The 16,430-nt window shown below is 41.8% G+C and carries 15 protein-coding genes and 3 pseudogenes; 13 read left to right on the forward strand and 5 right to left on the reverse strand.

Features of this window, described 5'->3' with window-relative positions:
- Positions 1–604: 604 nt before the first annotated feature.
- The 8 genes and pseudogenes from QTN94_RS15980 to QTN94_RS16015 all read left to right on the forward strand — a co-directional run bounded on the left by QTN94_RS15980 (position 605) and on the right by QTN94_RS16015 (position 8,368).
- Positions 605–2,437: an FAD/NAD(P)-binding protein gene (locus QTN94_RS15980; protein ID WP_331428232.1), complete on the forward strand. Its 1,833-nt coding sequence runs from the start codon at positions 605–607 to the stop codon at positions 2,435–2,437.
- A complete protein-coding gene (locus QTN94_RS15985) occupies positions 2,424–3,626 on the forward strand; it encodes a YbfB/YjiJ family MFS transporter (RefSeq protein WP_331428233.1) in 1,203 nt (400 codons plus the stop codon). The genes QTN94_RS15980 and QTN94_RS15985 overlap by 14 nt, the downstream gene beginning before the upstream one ends.
- A gap of 14 nt (positions 3,627–3,640) precedes the next feature.
- Positions 3,641–4,273 carry a glutathione S-transferase N-terminal domain-containing protein gene (locus tag QTN94_RS15990; RefSeq protein WP_206637491.1) on the forward strand — a complete coding sequence of 211 codons (633 nt, stop codon included), beginning with the start codon at positions 3,641–3,643 and terminating at the stop codon, positions 4,271–4,273.
- Between the two features lie 380 nt (positions 4,274–4,653).
- Positions 4,654–5,310: a PAAR domain-containing protein gene (locus QTN94_RS15995; RefSeq protein WP_331428234.1), complete on the forward strand. Its 657-nt coding sequence runs from the start codon at positions 4,654–4,656 to the stop codon at positions 5,308–5,310.
- Between the two features lie 178 nt (positions 5,311–5,488).
- Complete coding sequence (locus tag QTN94_RS16000) at positions 5,489–6,115, forward strand: hypothetical protein (RefSeq protein WP_331428235.1); 627 nt, start codon at positions 5,489–5,491, stop codon at positions 6,113–6,115.
- A gap of 362 nt (positions 6,116–6,477) precedes the next feature.
- A pseudogene (locus QTN94_RS16005) lies at positions 6,478–7,038 on the forward strand (transposase); the annotation flags it as partial.
- Positions 7,035–7,466, forward strand: a complete 432-nt coding sequence (locus QTN94_RS16010) for a hypothetical protein (RefSeq protein ID WP_331428236.1) — start codon at positions 7,035–7,037, stop codon at positions 7,464–7,466. The pseudogene QTN94_RS16005 and the gene QTN94_RS16010, both read left to right, overlap by 4 nt.
- Positions 7,467–7,972: 506 nt before the next feature.
- Entirely contained in the window at positions 7,973–8,368 is a 396-nt protein-coding gene (locus QTN94_RS16015; RefSeq protein WP_138971549.1) for an NUDIX hydrolase, read from the forward strand.
- A gap of 20 nt (positions 8,369–8,388) precedes the next feature.
- On the opposite strand, the pseudogene QTN94_RS16020 reads toward QTN94_RS16015, so the two are convergent.
- A pseudogene (locus QTN94_RS16020) lies at positions 8,389–8,952 on the reverse strand (IS110 family transposase); the annotation flags it as partial.
- Between the two features lie 60 nt (positions 8,953–9,012).
- Between QTN94_RS16020 and QTN94_RS16025 the strand changes: the two are divergent.
- The 5 genes from QTN94_RS16025 to QTN94_RS16050 all read left to right on the forward strand — a co-directional run bounded on the left by QTN94_RS16025 (position 9,013) and on the right by QTN94_RS16050 (position 12,591).
- Complete coding sequence (locus tag QTN94_RS16025) at positions 9,013–10,068, forward strand: hypothetical protein (RefSeq protein ID WP_331428237.1); 1,056 nt, start codon at positions 9,013–9,015, stop codon at positions 10,066–10,068.
- Between the two features lie 363 nt (positions 10,069–10,431).
- Positions 10,432–10,722 (forward strand): hypothetical protein, encoded by a 291-nt coding sequence (locus QTN94_RS16030; RefSeq protein WP_331428238.1) that lies wholly within the window; start codon positions 10,432–10,434, stop codon positions 10,720–10,722.
- A complete protein-coding gene (locus QTN94_RS16035; RefSeq protein WP_331428239.1) occupies positions 10,706–11,143 on the forward strand; it encodes a hypothetical protein in 438 nt (145 codons plus the stop codon). The genes QTN94_RS16030 and QTN94_RS16035 overlap by 17 nt, the downstream gene beginning before the upstream one ends.
- Before the next feature lie 753 nt (positions 11,144–11,896).
- A complete protein-coding gene (locus tag QTN94_RS16045) occupies positions 11,897–12,196 on the forward strand; it encodes a hypothetical protein (RefSeq protein ID WP_331428240.1) in 300 nt (99 codons plus the stop codon).
- A 113-nt stretch (positions 12,197–12,309) separates the two neighbouring features.
- A complete protein-coding gene (locus QTN94_RS16050; protein ID WP_331418831.1) occupies positions 12,310–12,591 on the forward strand; it encodes a putative quinol monooxygenase in 282 nt (93 codons plus the stop codon).
- Between the two features lie 127 nt (positions 12,592–12,718).
- Here the strand turns inward: QTN94_RS16050 and QTN94_RS16055 are convergent.
- The 4 genes and pseudogenes from QTN94_RS16055 to QTN94_RS16070 form a co-directional block, all read right to left on the reverse strand.
- Positions 12,719–13,517 (reverse strand): annotated as a pseudogene (locus QTN94_RS16055) (diguanylate cyclase).
- Complete coding sequence (locus tag QTN94_RS16060) at positions 13,514–14,497, reverse strand: response regulator (RefSeq protein ID WP_331428241.1); 984 nt, start codon at positions 14,495–14,497, stop codon at positions 13,514–13,516. Before QTN94_RS16060 ends, QTN94_RS16055 begins: the two are co-directional and overlap by 4 nt.
- Positions 14,498–14,670: 173 nt before the next feature.
- Entirely contained in the window at positions 14,671–15,606 is a 936-nt protein-coding gene (locus QTN94_RS16065; RefSeq protein ID WP_331418482.1) for a hydroxymethylglutaryl-CoA lyase, read from the reverse strand.
- A gap of 4 nt (positions 15,607–15,610) precedes the next feature.
- Positions 15,611–16,429, reverse strand: a complete 819-nt coding sequence (locus QTN94_RS16070; RefSeq protein ID WP_331428242.1) for an enoyl-CoA hydratase-related protein — start codon at positions 16,427–16,429, stop codon at positions 15,611–15,613.
- Position 16,430 lies beyond the last annotated feature (1 nt).

Raw genomic sequence — 16,430 nt, forward strand, 5'->3', positions numbered from 1 at the left:
TGCGCGGTCAGGTAATGTTAGAATCATGAGAACTCGGTAACGGTTGTAGGTTTGTATGTTTGGCGACTGATCAGATCGCTCAAACGGTACCGAGTTCCCTTCTTTTTCTACAAACCAGTGATCTATATTTAGGAACAGTTATTTAGTAAGGTTGCCAGTAGATTTTCAACAAAGGATATTTTGTCGCTGAACATCCTGCGGTACTTGTAACGATCATTTTTTATTACATCCTCCTTCCCATAATTAAGAAAAGCTTGAAGAAGCTTTGTCGCGTAATAGTGAATTTACGAAAAATCGGAGCCAAAATTCATAACAAAACTTTCGATGATTCCAGTTATCTACCAAGCGATAAGGCTTTAAGGGCTTGTTACCGCTTGAAGAATAATAGATGAAGTGGATTATTCTTTTACGCAACAAAGCCTATCGAAGATGTAAATAATAAATCCAATACTTACAAAGAATATAAATCATCATCAAATACTTTAGATTGGCGTGATAATTAAATTGGATCACTTATCGTAAGGTGTTAACTTAATGATAGAAATGTTGCGCAATGGTTAATGGAAAGCGCTAACAAATCAATTAAAAACTATAAAGGTTCGCTATGAAAAACCGTACAGTTGGCATTATTGGTATTGGCCCACGTGGACTAAGCGTGTTAGAGCGTATAATCGCCCTCTCAATAGATACTCCACATCAAGCATTAAATATAAAAATCTTTGACCCAAACCTGCCAGGCTCTGGATGTCATGATGTAAAGCAACCGAACCATTTACTCGTAAATACAGTGAGCTCTCAAATCACTATGTTCGCCGACGAGAGTGTTAGTGAAGCTAGGAATGTTATTTCAGGGCCTACTTTTTATCAATGGTTGTGTGAGAGGCCAAAGGATGAACTGAGCCCTAAAACAATATTACCCAACGAATACTATTCGCGCTCGCTATTTGGAGAATATCTGAACTGGGTATTTCTCTATCTTGTTGATATTGCGGCGCCTCACATCACGATAGACTATTTACCTTGTGAAGTGATTGATATCGATAAGTTAGATAATCAGTCCTGGAGTTTACGAGATGACCGAAATATTGTCACCAATGTTGAATACCTTTACTTAACTACAGGACATACTAAAGTCAATTACATCAAACCCGATAGCGCGCTAGAAATTACCAATCCATACCCAATTAAAGAAAAGCTCAAATCTATCTCTTCGGATCAAACTGTTGCGCTCCAAGGTCTTGGCCTAACGGCGTGCGACATTCTGGCTGAACTGTCTATTGGGCGAGGCGGTAAGTTCATCCGTACTCAAAAGGGTTGCCTTGAATACTCTCCTTCTGGAAACGAGCCCCGGATCATCGCATATTCTCGTACTGGCCTGCCTTTGTCGGGTAGGGCTGAAAACCAAAAAGGCACATCTGAACAATATCATGCAAAGTTTCTAACACTTTCAAAGGTCGCAAGGTTTAGAAAACAGGGAGCCATCAATTTTGTCATTGATATACTCCCTTTGCTTATCAAAGACATGGAATATGCCTACTACGAAAGCTACCTAAGCCAAAAGAAAGGGCTAATCGCTGCACAAAAATTCTGTAACCAGTTCCTATATTCTTATCCGAACGAGCAGGAAACTTTAGTTGCGAAAACAATTCCAATTGAAGATAGGTTTAGCTGGGATAAACTTGCAGATCCAGTCCCAAACTACGCTCTAAAGTCTCCAGAAGTATTTATTGCTTGGCTGATTGATTATCTTGAAGCAGATATTAAAGAAGCAAAAAAAGGAAACATTAGTAGCCCAATAAAATCTGCTAGTGATGTATTACGTGACTTAAGAGACATTATTCGGGATGTTATCGACTTTAAAGGCCTTACCGAAGAGTCGCATCGCTGGGTTGACTCTGTGTTTATTCCTTTGATGAATCGAATCGCGGTAGGTCCACCAAAAGAAAGAATTGAAGAGATGGTCGCCTTACTAAAAAGTGGTGTCCTCAAGTTAAATCTTGGCCCCTCGCCCGAGGTAATGACTTGTTCGAGTACTAATTCAATCACTCTCAAATCTACGGTATGGCCTGAGCTAGAAGAACAAGCCGACATAAAAATTCATGCAAAGATCTCAATGCATAGTCCAAAAGATGACGGGACTAAACTCTGGCAAAATCTTTTAGCGAAAAAATATACAAGGCTTTATTTCAATGGTAATTACCATCCAGGCGGTATTGATGTAACACAGAACATGAATGTAATAGATGCTAATGGCATAGAGCAAAGCAACATCTGGGCATTGGGTATTCCGACAGAAGGTAATAAGTTTTACACCTTCATCGTACCTAGGCCTGGTGTTAACTCCACGGCAATTGTCGATGCGGGTCGAGCGGTAAATACCTTGTTCAAACAGTTATCTTGCACCCCAGCGGAAGGTAGACAACATGTCACAAGTTAAACTACTAAACCGCTTTACCCTCGCAGGACTAGCGGCGACATTAGTTGGGAATGGTATAGGCCGATTTGCCTACATAGCATTGATGCCAGTGCTCATACAGAGCGGATGGTTCTCAAGCGAAGATGCCTCTATTCTGGGGGCAGCAACGCTGATTGGCTATATCTTCGGTGCACCAGCTTCAAGCTTTTTACAGCGATATTGCTCTACCGGAACACTTATACGGGCCTCTCTCTTACTGAGCAGCTTTAGCTATCTTGGCTGCGCATTGAAGTCAGCCCCCTTTGAATGGTTTTTAACACTGAGAACCATTGCTGGTGTATCAGGAGCTGTTCTTATGGTGCTCGCGCCACCTGTGATCGCAAGCCTTCACCCACAAGAGATAAAAGCACGAATCAGTGGTGTTGTTTTTTCGGGGATTGGTCTTGGTGCCATGATTTCAGGAACCATCATACCTTTACTTATCTACCAAAGTGTCGAAAGTGCGTGGTTAGGTATGGGAGTGATAGCGTTTCTTGCAACTGTTCTTACTTGGAACGCATGGTCTACTGAGATAAAACCAAAGCATTGTACTAAAAGCCCATCTACTTTTGATGCTTTATCTAGAAACGAGCGTGTCAGCATAGGCTGCGTACTTTTAGCCTATACCTTTAACGCTATTGGTTATTTACCTCATACGCTCTTTTGGGTTGACTATATTGTTCGGGAGCTGGAAATGAGCTTTTCAAGCGGCGGGTTTTATTGGGCAGTCTTTGGGATAGGAGCAGCTACAGGGCCAATAGTTACCGGTGTACTTGGAGACAAATTTGGGCTTAAAAAAGCACTATTAGCCGCTTTTTGTTGCAAAGCATTAGGGGTAGCACTCCCACTATTAAGCACCAGTGAAATGGCACTTTTTGCTTCATCTCTACTGGTTGGTATGTTCACACCTGGCACCGTTACACTGGTATCCACTTATACCTTAGAAATCGTTGGGCCGCAGCTCCATACGAAATCTTGGGGGGCAATGACAATGGCTTTTGCAATATCTCAAGGTGTTGTGGGTTTTGTCATGGCTCACTACGCTCCGCAGCTCACCAGTTATAACGCCCTGTTTATGATAAGTGCGAGTGCACTCATTTTATCCATACTCTGTATTGCATTTACATCACCTAAACAGCAGATGTTGAATGCTGCTCAAATAAGTTCGTAGCAAAGGAATCGCTCATGAAATTATATTTAAATGATACTTCTCCATTCTCTAGGGTGGTGTTAGCTACCGCATATATGTGCCATGCCCCATTAGATCTTGAATGGGTCGATCCATGGCAAACCCCACAGGTATTGGTCACAATCAACCCGTTTAGTACCATACCAGTTCTAGAAACCGCTGATGGGGTTGCACTTAGCGAGAGTTTGACGATTTGCGAGTTCTTATTACAAACTCACCCAATAGAGACACTCTCAATGACCAAGGCTAACGATCCCAAACGTATGTCGTTATTAGGGTTAAGTAAAACTCTAATGGAAGTGTCATTTCGCTGCGCTGCGTTGAGCCGTTTCGACGCTGAGCAAAATGTGCTCGCGGAAAGAGGAAAAAACGGGATACAAAGATGTATTCAAGCAATTATCGAGCAGCTAAGTGACGCTCATGATTTGCTAAAACCCGATTTCTCGACCTTGTACCTACATGTTGCATTGGATTACGTTCTGTTCAGGCATACTAGCCTTCTTTCAGAGAAGGAGAGCGACATCGTCATTACTGCCTTACAAGCTTCGCCTTTCAAAGAAACACTAGAAAAGTTGAGCCTCGAGTCGCTTTCCAAAAAACTTTGCTATAGCGAATACAAAACTACTTAACTGCTTTCATCAAAGCTTTAAGGAACGATTCAAGTATTACCCCCCCCTCACAAGAGCATAATGATCTTTTTAGATTGATGACCGTAGGGGAGAAAAAGGATTTATATCGAGAGGTGCACCCTACAGAATACTCAGTCGGCAGGATGCATGTTATTACTGACTAAGTTGATTGAAGCTCGGCAAACGCTTAGCAAACTTTGCCATACGACTGGTTATTCATGAATTGCTAATGCTCGCTTTTCCCTAACGCATTTTTGTCCAACAATGAGCTAGCTTCTGTAGCTGGCTTTTTCCGCCCCTTTATTGGTTCCAGTAAAAAACAAATGGGTAAATAGTCGAATTTTCCTCAATTGTCGATTATGTGACCTTTTGCCTAGGGTTTGTCCGTTGGGTTTGTTGATAAAAAATCAATTGCTTATGCTTGCGAGTACGTCGAACGTTTCTTCAAGTTGGTAAGCACCATGTTTAATAATGCCGTCACCGTTGGAACCCCAACCAGTACAGGCGGAAAAGTCTTAACAGGCACTGCTGGCGTAAAAATTAACAATTTGGATGTGAGTCTCTTGGGAGACCAAGCTACCTGTACTTGTGGGGATGAAAACTGTCGTGGAGTAGGTCCAATCATGCAGGGCAGCCCGCGAAATATTAAGATTGGTGGTAAGCTGATAGCGATGAAAGACGATCCGGTTGATACCGGATGTGGCAATTGTTTTGTGCTTTCGAGTGGCGACGCCGTGAGTCTTGGGCCTCAAATGTCTGGCTCAATTAATATGGGTGCAGGCGTCAATATAGGGCAGGGTGTCAATATCAATATGGGGTCGGGTGTTACTTTTGGTGCTGGCGTACCTATTGGAATAAATAAGATCGAATCAAAATATCAAGGAATATTATCATTTGATAGGCGAGTTATTTTTTCGACAATAGTGAAATATCGCATTGAAACAATGGATGGACACGTTATAAATCAAGGTTGTTCTAGTGTTGGTTATTCTGGTAAGCTAAAATCAAATCAAACAGTTAAAGTGTATGTGAGATGATTATGATAAAAGAAAATATTATCATAAATGGAGTGGCATACCAGTTTGAAACAAGAGAAAATAAAACTGAATTGGTTTACGACATTGAGTTGACTGATTCAAAAATGACGATTCAGCCAACCTTTTAATACCCAGTATTTTAGTTGTAACAAGGAGTTCTGGCGAAATACTGTTTATATTGGAATGTTCGGAAGGAGAAAGTTTTGAAATTTTACCAGCGTTAAGTTTGTATGAGCGAAAAATACAATGGTTTGAGCCGTTAGCTGATAATTACAGAAAGTTGCTATATGTAAATAATAATAATTACGTTAAACCCGCTTATAAAATATTCACATGGAATGATATTTACGAGTTTTCATTGATTGATAGAAGTTCATTCGCTTATCGAAAACGAGGCTCTGGTGACTGGAAGTATGTAGATGATGGCGCTAATGGATACCTTTTATCTCTAATTGATGGTGTTCCATATTGGTCAGATGCTGTAGGACAAATCCCATTTGCAATAGATACGTATAGATTGTTAAAAAATAAACAGTCAGTACAGTTTTTGGGTGGGGTGTTTGCTGAGGGGGAATTTAGTGCTGCAATCAAATCACTAATAACAGGAGAGTTAGACAAGACCAATTCATGGGATAATTATTTTGTATTGAGAGGTGCGCTGTTTGCCGAAAAGAAATTTACATATAAAGTACTCCCTACGGGTAAGCTTTACCCTAAGACTTCATTTAATGAGGTGATAACTAATTATGACGTTAATAATTTATCAAAACCGATAAATAAAATGGAAAGGGATACATACCTGTGATTTATAAATTCATTGTTGCTATGGTGGCAGTTATTGTATGTATGTTGTTTTATGATGTTTCATATGGCATCTACGGTCAATACAATACAATAAAAGATCAAGACATTGGCTATATCCTTTTTTATTTTGTTTTTATGTATCTTCCAGTGTATTACACGTATCAATATAAGCGATTGAAAATAGCATCAATGTTGCTGTCTGTCGTTATTGTTTGTTACATTCATTTTTCTATTGGCGATTTGTTCCCGTACAAACACATATTGATTATATTGTGCTTGTTTGTTGGTTTTGTATTTATTGAAACGTTAACCAGATTAAAAAAGAGATATGAATTAAATGCAAAAATTGATATTGAATCTTAACAAGGCTTAATCGACTCCGTTTTTAGATTGGCGAATGTTCCATTGGTTTGTCCCCAATATACCTGTATAAGTCGCCGAGCAAAGGATGTCGAGGTTTGCTTTAAAACCTCTTCACGAGACACTATTCAGCACCTAGCCATTAAGGAAATTTCGCGAGATTGCATATACGATACAAGGGAGTGCCACAGGGCGATTAAGGTTAAGAAAGCGATACCTATAATCCCATCGCGTGAGGGAGCTGCCTTCTGGGGAAAGGGGCATCCACGCAATCTGGCGGTTGGCGGCCAGAAACTCTATGGGTCGAACAAAAAGTGAAAACAGAAGTATGGTTACCACAGATGTTTACTGTCTGAAACCGCTATGTATCGCGTGAAAAAGTTACTTGGATCCTCACTCACTCTTCGTAATTACAATCCACAAGTTGGGGAAACTTACGCTATGATCAAAGCCCTCAACAAGTTAACTGGGATAGGTATGGCCGAATACGCTGTTTTTGACTTGTATGATGATACTGTTGAGTTTATGAGTTCAACCGTAGATTATATTGAGAGCCTATTATGATTAATGGTGTTTCAGCTTTGCTTTGGCTTCCTTTCTGGGGAGGGATGGTGATAAGTATTGTGGTTATGATTGTATCTGTACTTGGCAACTTAGTAACATTACCAATCATTATATTTCTTCTTCGAAACAGAAGAGACTATTTGATCGATAAACTTGATATCTATGCTCCAAAAAAAATACAGGGATGGGCTCATTTCCCATCGTTTGCATGGATCCGCTCTAGCCAGCAGGCATTTAGTTGGTTTCATCGTCATTCAAAGGAAGAAATTCAATACTGGCGTAACGGTATAAAAAAAGAGCTTGGAAGTGTTTATTGGTTGTATCGGTTGAATACAGAATGCTTGAGGTTTAGTTTCCTGAGTATTTTTTTTGTGTTTGTATTTATGGGGATAGAATATCAATTTGGGATATTAGGTATTCCTTTCTAAATCCTCAAATTTTATTGAAGGGCTGTAATGGAATGGTTAACCTAGATAACCCCGACAGGGATTCATTTAATGTATATTAAAGCAACGTATTGAGTTGGTTTACTCGTCAATTTGCTTTAAAGGCGTCGAGTCTTTGGATATCCTTTAGAGGATTACGCAAAAATAGAGGCCGTCAAGTTCCCTCGGTAATTAAGCGAACGACAAAGTCGCTTGGTAATTAAGGTACGACAGAATCGCTTGGTGTTCACACTTCACAGTTGGCACTTCCTAACTCAGAAGTTCCCCGAAATTACTTAGATTAAATACTCTACATAATTCAAGGGGCGTGCGTTTGCCCTACTAAAACTTATTCGATTGAGTTGATAACTGTTCATTCTCGTCATTAGACGACATCTTGCAGCTTAACTTCCTTTCATGTGTCACAAATTATTGATTATCAGTTGAGTTGATATAAGAATGACTGCATTTTTGAAGGATGAAAAACGACAATTTAAGGGAACATATAGATGGAAGTAAATGAATGTATCTCTTTTATCATGCTAAATGGTTCAGAGGTATTGCTAGAAAAACGCAGTGAGCAAAAGGAAACTGATCCCGGTTTGATCACTATACCTGGTGGCCATATTGAATATGGTGAAACTCAAATTCAGGCGTTGTTCCGTGAATTAAGTGAAGAGCTCAATGTTATTCCAACTGAATACAAATATTTATGTTCTCTTTACCACCCAACGAAAGAACTGCAGTTAATCCATTATTTCATTGTTAGTGCATGGACTGGAGATATTACAGCTCAAGAGGCTGATGAAGTTAAGTGGTATCCATTGGATGTGAGCCAAGTCGGAATTCCTGCTGACAGTATTGCTTTGAAAGAAGTGGAGCGGGTTAGTCGTTATCTGTACTAATTCAGATCTAGTCGGAACTAATACATATGAGCCTCAGCTAGCGTAGCACGTGCTAAGTTAGAAAGCTCGTTCTCAGGGTTCTCAAGCATATCAGGCACTAGCCTCATTAACGAAGCGCGACCAACGGGGATGATCAAACCAAATTCAGAAAGTAGTGCACGGATACGATTCATCAATGCGGTACGCTCGCGCACCCAATGTTCTCTCATTCGATGAACCGATAAGATAGCTTGTTGCTCAGGGAATTTGACAGGAACAAAGCGAGTGGCAGGTCTTTGCACGGCTTAGCATATAGCGACCGCATCATTGAGGCCATTTTTTCCTTTGGTTCGATATGGCGTGACATACTTAACCGCAATGATACGAGCATCGTGACCGAGTTTGCGTAATGTTCTCGCCCAATAATGTGCACCACCACACGCTTCAACACCTATTCGCATAGGTGGCATATTTGCTATTGTAGTCAGCAGTTTAGAGCGAGTAACCGACTTATGAAGTAGGACTTTTCCATTTTGGTCGACAGCATGAAGACTAAAATGGTTTTTAGCTAGGTCGATAGCGCAAAAATAAGAATAATCAGACATGGTGCCTCCGGTGCAAATGTATTCCACTTAAGTGTGGCAGATCCTCGGGAGGGGGAATCCATGTCATTCGTTAAGAGTATTAGTTATAGAGGTAGAAACTTGGAAAATCTAGCAAATCGTTGGGCAGGTAGAATTTACGGCACTAATACAGGTAATGTATTCCTCGAAGTTTCTCAAGATAAAAGTAATTTATCAGGCAAACTGCGCATAATGGATACGATTTATGGCATCTCTATGTATGATTGCGTAGGAACGTTTGATGACTCCTTTCGATTAGAATGTACGCCAATTAGCGAACCTGAAGAAGGTGTTGTTATGGGGGATGTGGTTGTTGTTGGTAAGTTAACTCAATCAGGGAACATCAAAGGTGATTGGAGTTCAACTATAGGCACGGCTGGTACTTTTGAATTGTATCCCCATGACACTATTAGTGATAATCCTTCAAATAACCCTGAACAAGTCTATAACAAGTCAGTACACGTTGGTTCAATTCGTTTGTTCAAAGATGACCTAGAAGAACTAATAAATTTTTTAAGAAAAGATTTTAAAACAGGTAAGGTTGTCGTTACTTATAAGTTACATGGAAGCGAATTAACAAAGTACGCAGATGACTTTCTCTCTGAGAAAGTTAACGCTGACCAACTCAACTATTTTAAGTTGGTTATACAAGAGCCTGAAGCCTATGGCATAAACAGAGTCGTCGTAATCGAGTTTAATGAATTTGGAACTAGTGAAATCCGAGTGTCTGGAATAAATGAATCGTGGGTATTAGGAAAATCTGCATCGTTAGAACAAGTCGTAATGGCTAAGCAAAACCGATTAGTTACAACGTATCGCAAGTATGGTCTCAATTTAAATGCTGTAATTTTTGGTCTTATGTTGGTTGCCATTCCTGAAATTCCTGAGCTGGAAAATCGTGCTATATTCGTAATAGTTATGTTTGCGTTACTAAATGGGCTGCTTTATCTGCATACAAAGTTTATCCCAAATACGGCGATCTATCTGGAGCAGTCTAAACCAACGGTAGTTCAAAGACTCTGGCCAACTGTATTATCTTGGTTTATTGCAGCAACTAGTAGCTTTGCTGCGGCGTATGCTTTTTCATTGTTGAAATAATACTCTTAACAAGAGACTATGGCGTCAATAGTTAATTTTTGGCGCTATTGTTATCCCACATTACACCGTTTAAGGCTTCAAGATACTTTTTCTAATCCAATTTTGGCACGTTAGAATCCATACTCTAACGTGCTTTTGTCCAACAATGAGCTAGCTTCTGTAGCTGGCTTTTTCTGCCCCTTTACCGGTTCCAGCAAAAACTAAATGGGTAAATAGTCGAATTTTCCTCAATTGTCGATTATGTGACCTTTTGCCTAGGGTTTGTCCGTTGAGTTTGTTGATAATAAATCAATTGCTTATGCTTGCGAGTACGTCGAACGTTTCTTCAAGTTGGTAAGCACATGTTTAACAATGCCGTCACCGTTGGAACGCCAACTAGTTTCAATTGCCAAGCAGTTTGGTGATATGGGCGTTAAAGCGGATTTGGTTGAGAGCAAAGGCAAAACCTTTGTGGCGTTTAACGGCACAGATCAGAATGGAAGAGTGCTCAAAGTTGGAGAGGCTGCTATTTTTGCAGCGCCAGTTTTTGGGTTGTCCGTAGTAATGGTGGGGGCGGTGGTTTTTGTTGTTTATGCAGTCATTGAGGTTGCTTGGTCCGAGTATGACGTAAATAACAAAATCGTAATGGAGTTGGAAAATGCAATCGAAAACTAAGGTAAGAATAGCGGGTGTTTTTTTTCTCATCGCACTGGTTGGAGGGTGGTTATTTATATCTTATGTCGCATTGCAGGATTATCTTGATCTATTAAACAATGAGCCTGTAGTGTCATTTTCCCCCGTAGTCTTATTGATGCCAATCGGTGGTCTTGGGGTGGCCTTTTTTGCAATTGTTCTTTTCCCTAAATCTATTTGGCGCGGGGAAAGGTTTGATGAAACCTACCCGCCAAAAGTAAAAGCGATGGTCAACAGAATTTCCATATACTTCATCTTGATTGGCGTGGCGTTTGCTGCTGGTTGGACATACCACACATTTGATCTAATGGATAAATATGGCTACGTATACAGTGATGATTTGAACAAGCATGCGGGGACAAGCATTTACCGAAAATGGGTACGGGTGCTACCATCTATTTAGAAACAATAAAGGCTCTCTATAGGGTAGCGCATCATAAACCGCGCATCCTCATCGTCTAGCCCGAATAATAAGATCAAACCTCCAACCCAGAGGAGATTTGAAATAGCCAAACGACGCACTAACCAAGAATGGCGAACTCTGTTCGAACACGGGATCTATTAGAGCGCTGAATTGAATAGTTATTCAACGAACGAAGGCTCGAAAACTGTCGAACGATTTCGCCCAGACTCTTTGGATAAGTAGAGCGACTTGTCTGCATGCTCAAGCCAAGCAAGGTGACTTGATTGGAGCGGTGAAATCTCGCACACGCCAAGAAATTTAGCCCTTTTCAAGTTACTACCTCTTGATTCCCCAATGTATCGAAGTGAAATTTGACTTATTTTTGCGAGTATTGAACATTTAGCGTTCGATTTTTATGATGCTGCTGCTGAGCTTTTTTCCTAAGTGGATGCCGATGATTTTATGCTGAGTGCTGGTCTTCTCCTTTTACTTTGGCGCATCTAGGTCGATCGGTATATCGGCCTAATTTGGAATGAGCAGTTAAAAAACTATGCGAAAAATTAACTTTAAATAGAAAAATTTTTAATGTAATTAATGCTTAAAATATTACGACGTTCTCAAACTTGCGTGTCTCTTTAGCCTCGTTAAGTGTGTCGTGATCTATTTTGGACAAAAAATATACATCAAAGGGATTCTATGCGATTTTCAACAATATCTCGCTTGCTATTGGCTGCTTCCATTATAGTATTAGCAATGCCAAGTCACGCTACCAACAAACTCACTGAGAGCCAAATCGAATCTGGTATAGATACTCAGATCGATTTTATGACAAATAACGGCGCATTTGCCCACCTAGCTAAATGCAGTGGCAAAACGCACGCAACCATTATTCAAGGCTATCGCGACTCGATGTATAAATGTGCGAAATTCATTGATACCCAAAGTGAAGATGATAGCCAATATGAGAATTGTCTTAACAATGGGATTAAGTCGGTGCTAGGAATGACAGATGCACAACTAGAAGAGTGTTACGCTAAATTTGAAGGCGAATAAGATGGTTTTGTCCGCGATGGCGATGCTAGTCGCGGCATTGCTTGTTGCGATTGATGTGTAAAGACGGACAATGAGTGAATAGGGTCGTGGAGTCGGGTGAATAAGGAACAAGCATGACAAAAGTGACACTAAAAGGCTTTATTTTGGTGCCAGAGCGCGATCTCGATGTCGTGAAAAACGAGTTGATCACCCATAGGCAGCTAACGTTGCTAGAGCCGGGCTGTATTACCTTTAGCGTCACTCAGAATAGTGATAACCCTCTTCGGTTTGACGTGTATGAAGAGTTTATCGATAGAGCGTCATTCGATGCTCATCAACAACGCGTAAAAGCGTCCCATTGGGGAAGAGTGACGGTTAACGTTGAGCGGTTTTACCAAGTTATCGAGTCAGCCTAGTGCCAAACATGGCATAACGTTGAATGATAGGTTGCGTGAGAAAGCTCAAACTATACCCAGAATCGCTGAACGCTAAGTTAGGTCAGCGATTCTTACCACGCTTCTATTTGAGCACTGAATTGAATAGTTATTCAACGAACGAAGGCTCGAAAACTGTCGAACGATTTCGCCCAGACTCTTTGGATAAGTAGAGCGACTTGTCTGCATGCTCAAGCCAAGCAAGGTGACTTGATTGGAGCGGTGAAATCTCGCACACGCCAAGAACGCTTTAAGGCTTCAGCGGCATGACGGATTACTTCGTCGCCCACAGTATGGCCATATGTGTCATTGACACGTTTAAAATGGTCGATATCAAAAATAACAAGTGATGAGACTTCACCCGTCACCTGACAGTGTTCGTACTCTTTCTGTAGATTCATTTCCCAATGTGCGCGATTGTAAAGCTTAGTGAGTCCGTCGGTTTGGCTCAAGCTGGACAGCTTTTGGTTTGAATCCAATAGATGAATCTTATTTTTAGCAATATCCGTCACGTCATTGATGATCAAACTCACGTGCGACACATCACCATTGACTGAGGTCAGTGGCGAAAACGTAATGTTTTGGCGCATCTCGCTTAAGCTGTTGGAGATAGGGCTGAAGTTTTTAAATTTAAACAGGTAAGGGCGGTCTTCCCAGCAAGAAAAGCCTCTGCTATTGAGACTAAATGCGGTATTGACCTTTTTTCGCAGCCAAGCTTCAGGTAGATCTCTAACAACACTAAACAGCACTTTTCCAAGGATTTGATCGGCACTGATTCCACTGTACGACTGCATGAATGTGTTCCATGCACATACCTTGTAATCGCGATCGACGACGATTAGCCCAGCATCAAGATCGCCGATAATTTGCATTGCCCAGTGAAGGTCTCCGATTTCACTCGCCGTCATATTAAGCTCTCCAGAATTTGTTGAATGGCATCAAGAGACTCGTTATCCATCAAGAAAATAATGTCACAAGCGACATCCAGATTTTCGGCTTTGTAGACAAATTCGATCGTGAAAATGTCTTGGTCATACTCCTCAAGGAAACCGCTAGAACTCAGCGATGCTTGCAGTGGTTCTTTTTCCAGCACAATCGGCTGGCGCAACGATATCGAGATGTCCAACTGTTTGCTAAAAGAGACCAGAAATGACGAAACCAGCAAGTTTGATATGTCGAGAATGACTTCGTTGGTGGAGTTAACCTGGTCATCCGATGCTACGTTTGTAAGCTGTTCAAACCCTTTGCCATGTAGGCACACCAGGGCTTCCCCATTGATGCCATTGCCGACAAAACGTTGTGAAACCGCGCGGGATTCAGAATTGTTGACGATGTCTTGCACCGTCATTTTTAATTCTGATTGATGCAATGAAGCGACGTTGGGTAATGGCATTTCAATGAACTTGCCCACTTGTTCGGCGATGATAGATGCACTGGCACCTAACGCTATATTGCTCATTTCGCGAATTGCGCCCAAAAGATCAATCGCGTTTGGCGTTAGCTCTGGGTGCTGGGTTGTCGTTGCTTTTAGCGGAATCTCAAAACGATTAAAGAGTTCGACGAGATCAGCGGTAACAAAAGGCTTTTCAATAAACTCATTGGCACCAAGTTGAAGACATCGGTTTTTGGCCTGAATCTGAATATCACCAGACACGACGACGATGTGTGTTGGGTAGTAGCTTACAGGCAGAGACGCGAGGACTTCGAAACCGTCCATAACAGGCATAGTTAGATCAAGAAACAACAAGTCGATATTTTGGTTACTCATGATTTCTAACGCGGCTTTTCCGTTTTCTGATTGGAAAATTTGGATAGTATCTGAAGGGTCAATTCGACTAATGATGGATTTGCGAGCGATCAACGAGTCATCGCAAACTAATATGTTCATGACGGTAACTTATACACCTAAAGCAGAGTGCCATTTTTAAGCAAGCACGAGTGGCTATGCGTCAGTATTGTGACGCTTGTTCAAACACTTGACCATATAGATAACATTTTTGTAGCTCGCACTTCACGCATTTTTTAAATGTAAATCACAAAAGTTGGATGGTCGGCACATAATTATGTACGAATTTTGCACTGTAATGCGCGTGTAACATTAGATGCAGGCTGGATATTTAACGTTTGGCAGATGGATGCGCCGACCCTAGCAACGGCATTGAGATCAACACCGGTTTTAATCCCAAGTCCATGACATAGATAAAGTACGTCTTCTGTCGCGACATTTCCTGACGCCCCTTTCGCATAAGGGCAACCTCCTAAGCCAGCGACGCTTGAATCTATCGTATTGATGCCCATAAGGAGAGACTGATAAATATTGGCCAGTGCCTGTCCATAGGTGTTGTGGAAGTGAACCGCAATGGATGTCGCGGGCGTGTTGGTGAGAATGGCGTCAAGCAACTGCGCAGTTCGATTTGGCGTAGCAGTACCAATCGTATCGCCGAGAGAGACTTGATAGCAGCCCATATCGAGCAACACTTGCGTCAGTTCAGCAACTTGTGCCGGTTGGGTTGGGCCGTCATAAGGACAATCCGCGACACAAGATAAGTACCCTCTAACAGGAATGTTATGCGCATGCGCCAAATCTATCACGTCCTTAAACCGTTGAAGACTCTGAGAAATTGAACAATTAATATTGCGTTGGCAAAATCCTTCCGAAGCGGAGGTAAAGACGGCGACTTGTTGTACGTTATGTTTTAGCGCTTTTTCAAGCCCTTGAACATTAGGCGTTAACGCAGAATAAATCACCCCTTGGTGCCGTTTGATATTGGCAAATACCTGACCGGAGTTCGCCATCTGGGGCACCTTTTTATCTGAAACAAAAGCCCCAGCTTCAATCTGTGTTAATCCGGTTGAGGACAATTGGTCAATCAAGGCTATTTTTACCTCGACAGGTAATGCCGCTTCATTTTGCAAGCCGTCCCTAGGCCCCACTTCAAAGATGTTGACCTGTTCGAGTTGTATGTCTGGGACGTTCACCTTGTTCGCTTGATTCATACCGCTAATGTTCCTTCTTCATCCAGTCAGGCGCTCTCTTTTGCAAGAATGCGGACAAGCCTTCCTGTCCTTGAGGTGACACACGTATTTTGGCGATCAATTCACTGGTATAACGCATTAAAGCGTCATCAATCGGTGACTCGCTACAGTGGTGGCAAAGGCACTTAACTTCAACCATTGCTTGTGGCCCATGATTCAGTATTGGCAGTAGCCATTGGTGCGCATTCTCGGTTATATCTAAGCAAGGAGAGATGTGGTGAATCAGGTTGAGTTCGAGTGCTGTGTGGGCATCGATTCGCTCCGCCGATAGCATATATCGCCTGGCGTTGCGTACGCCCATCGCTCTGATGACGTAAGGAGCGATTGTCGCAGGGATGAGCCCTAGCTTGACCTCACTCAAGCATAATTGACAGTTCTCACTGGCAAACACCATGTCGCAGCAACAAATGAGTCCCAACGCACCGCCAAAGGCGCAACCTTGGACAATTGCTACTGTCGGAAAAGGGAATCGATCAAGCTTATCAAGCAGAGTGGCTAACTGGTGCGCATCGAGCTGATTTTCCTGCTCGCTCTTAGTCACCATGGAGCGCATCCACTCGATATCTGCACCGGCTGAAAAATGCTTACCTTGGCTGTTGAGGATCAGGGCTTTCACCATTGGGTCGGCGGAGAGGCTATCTAAAGCGGCGATCAGTTGAGCAATGACTTCAGCGTTGAAGGCATTGGCTTTTTCAGGGCGGCAAAGAGTGACGGTCGCAATACCATTGTTATCGATATGGTAGACAATGTTTTGGTGGAGATTTCGGTCGATTCTGGTGGCCATA

The organism is Vibrio sp. M250220 (genome assembly GCF_036533795.1).
Classification (GTDB): domain Bacteria; phylum Pseudomonadota; class Gammaproteobacteria; order Enterobacterales; family Vibrionaceae; genus Vibrio.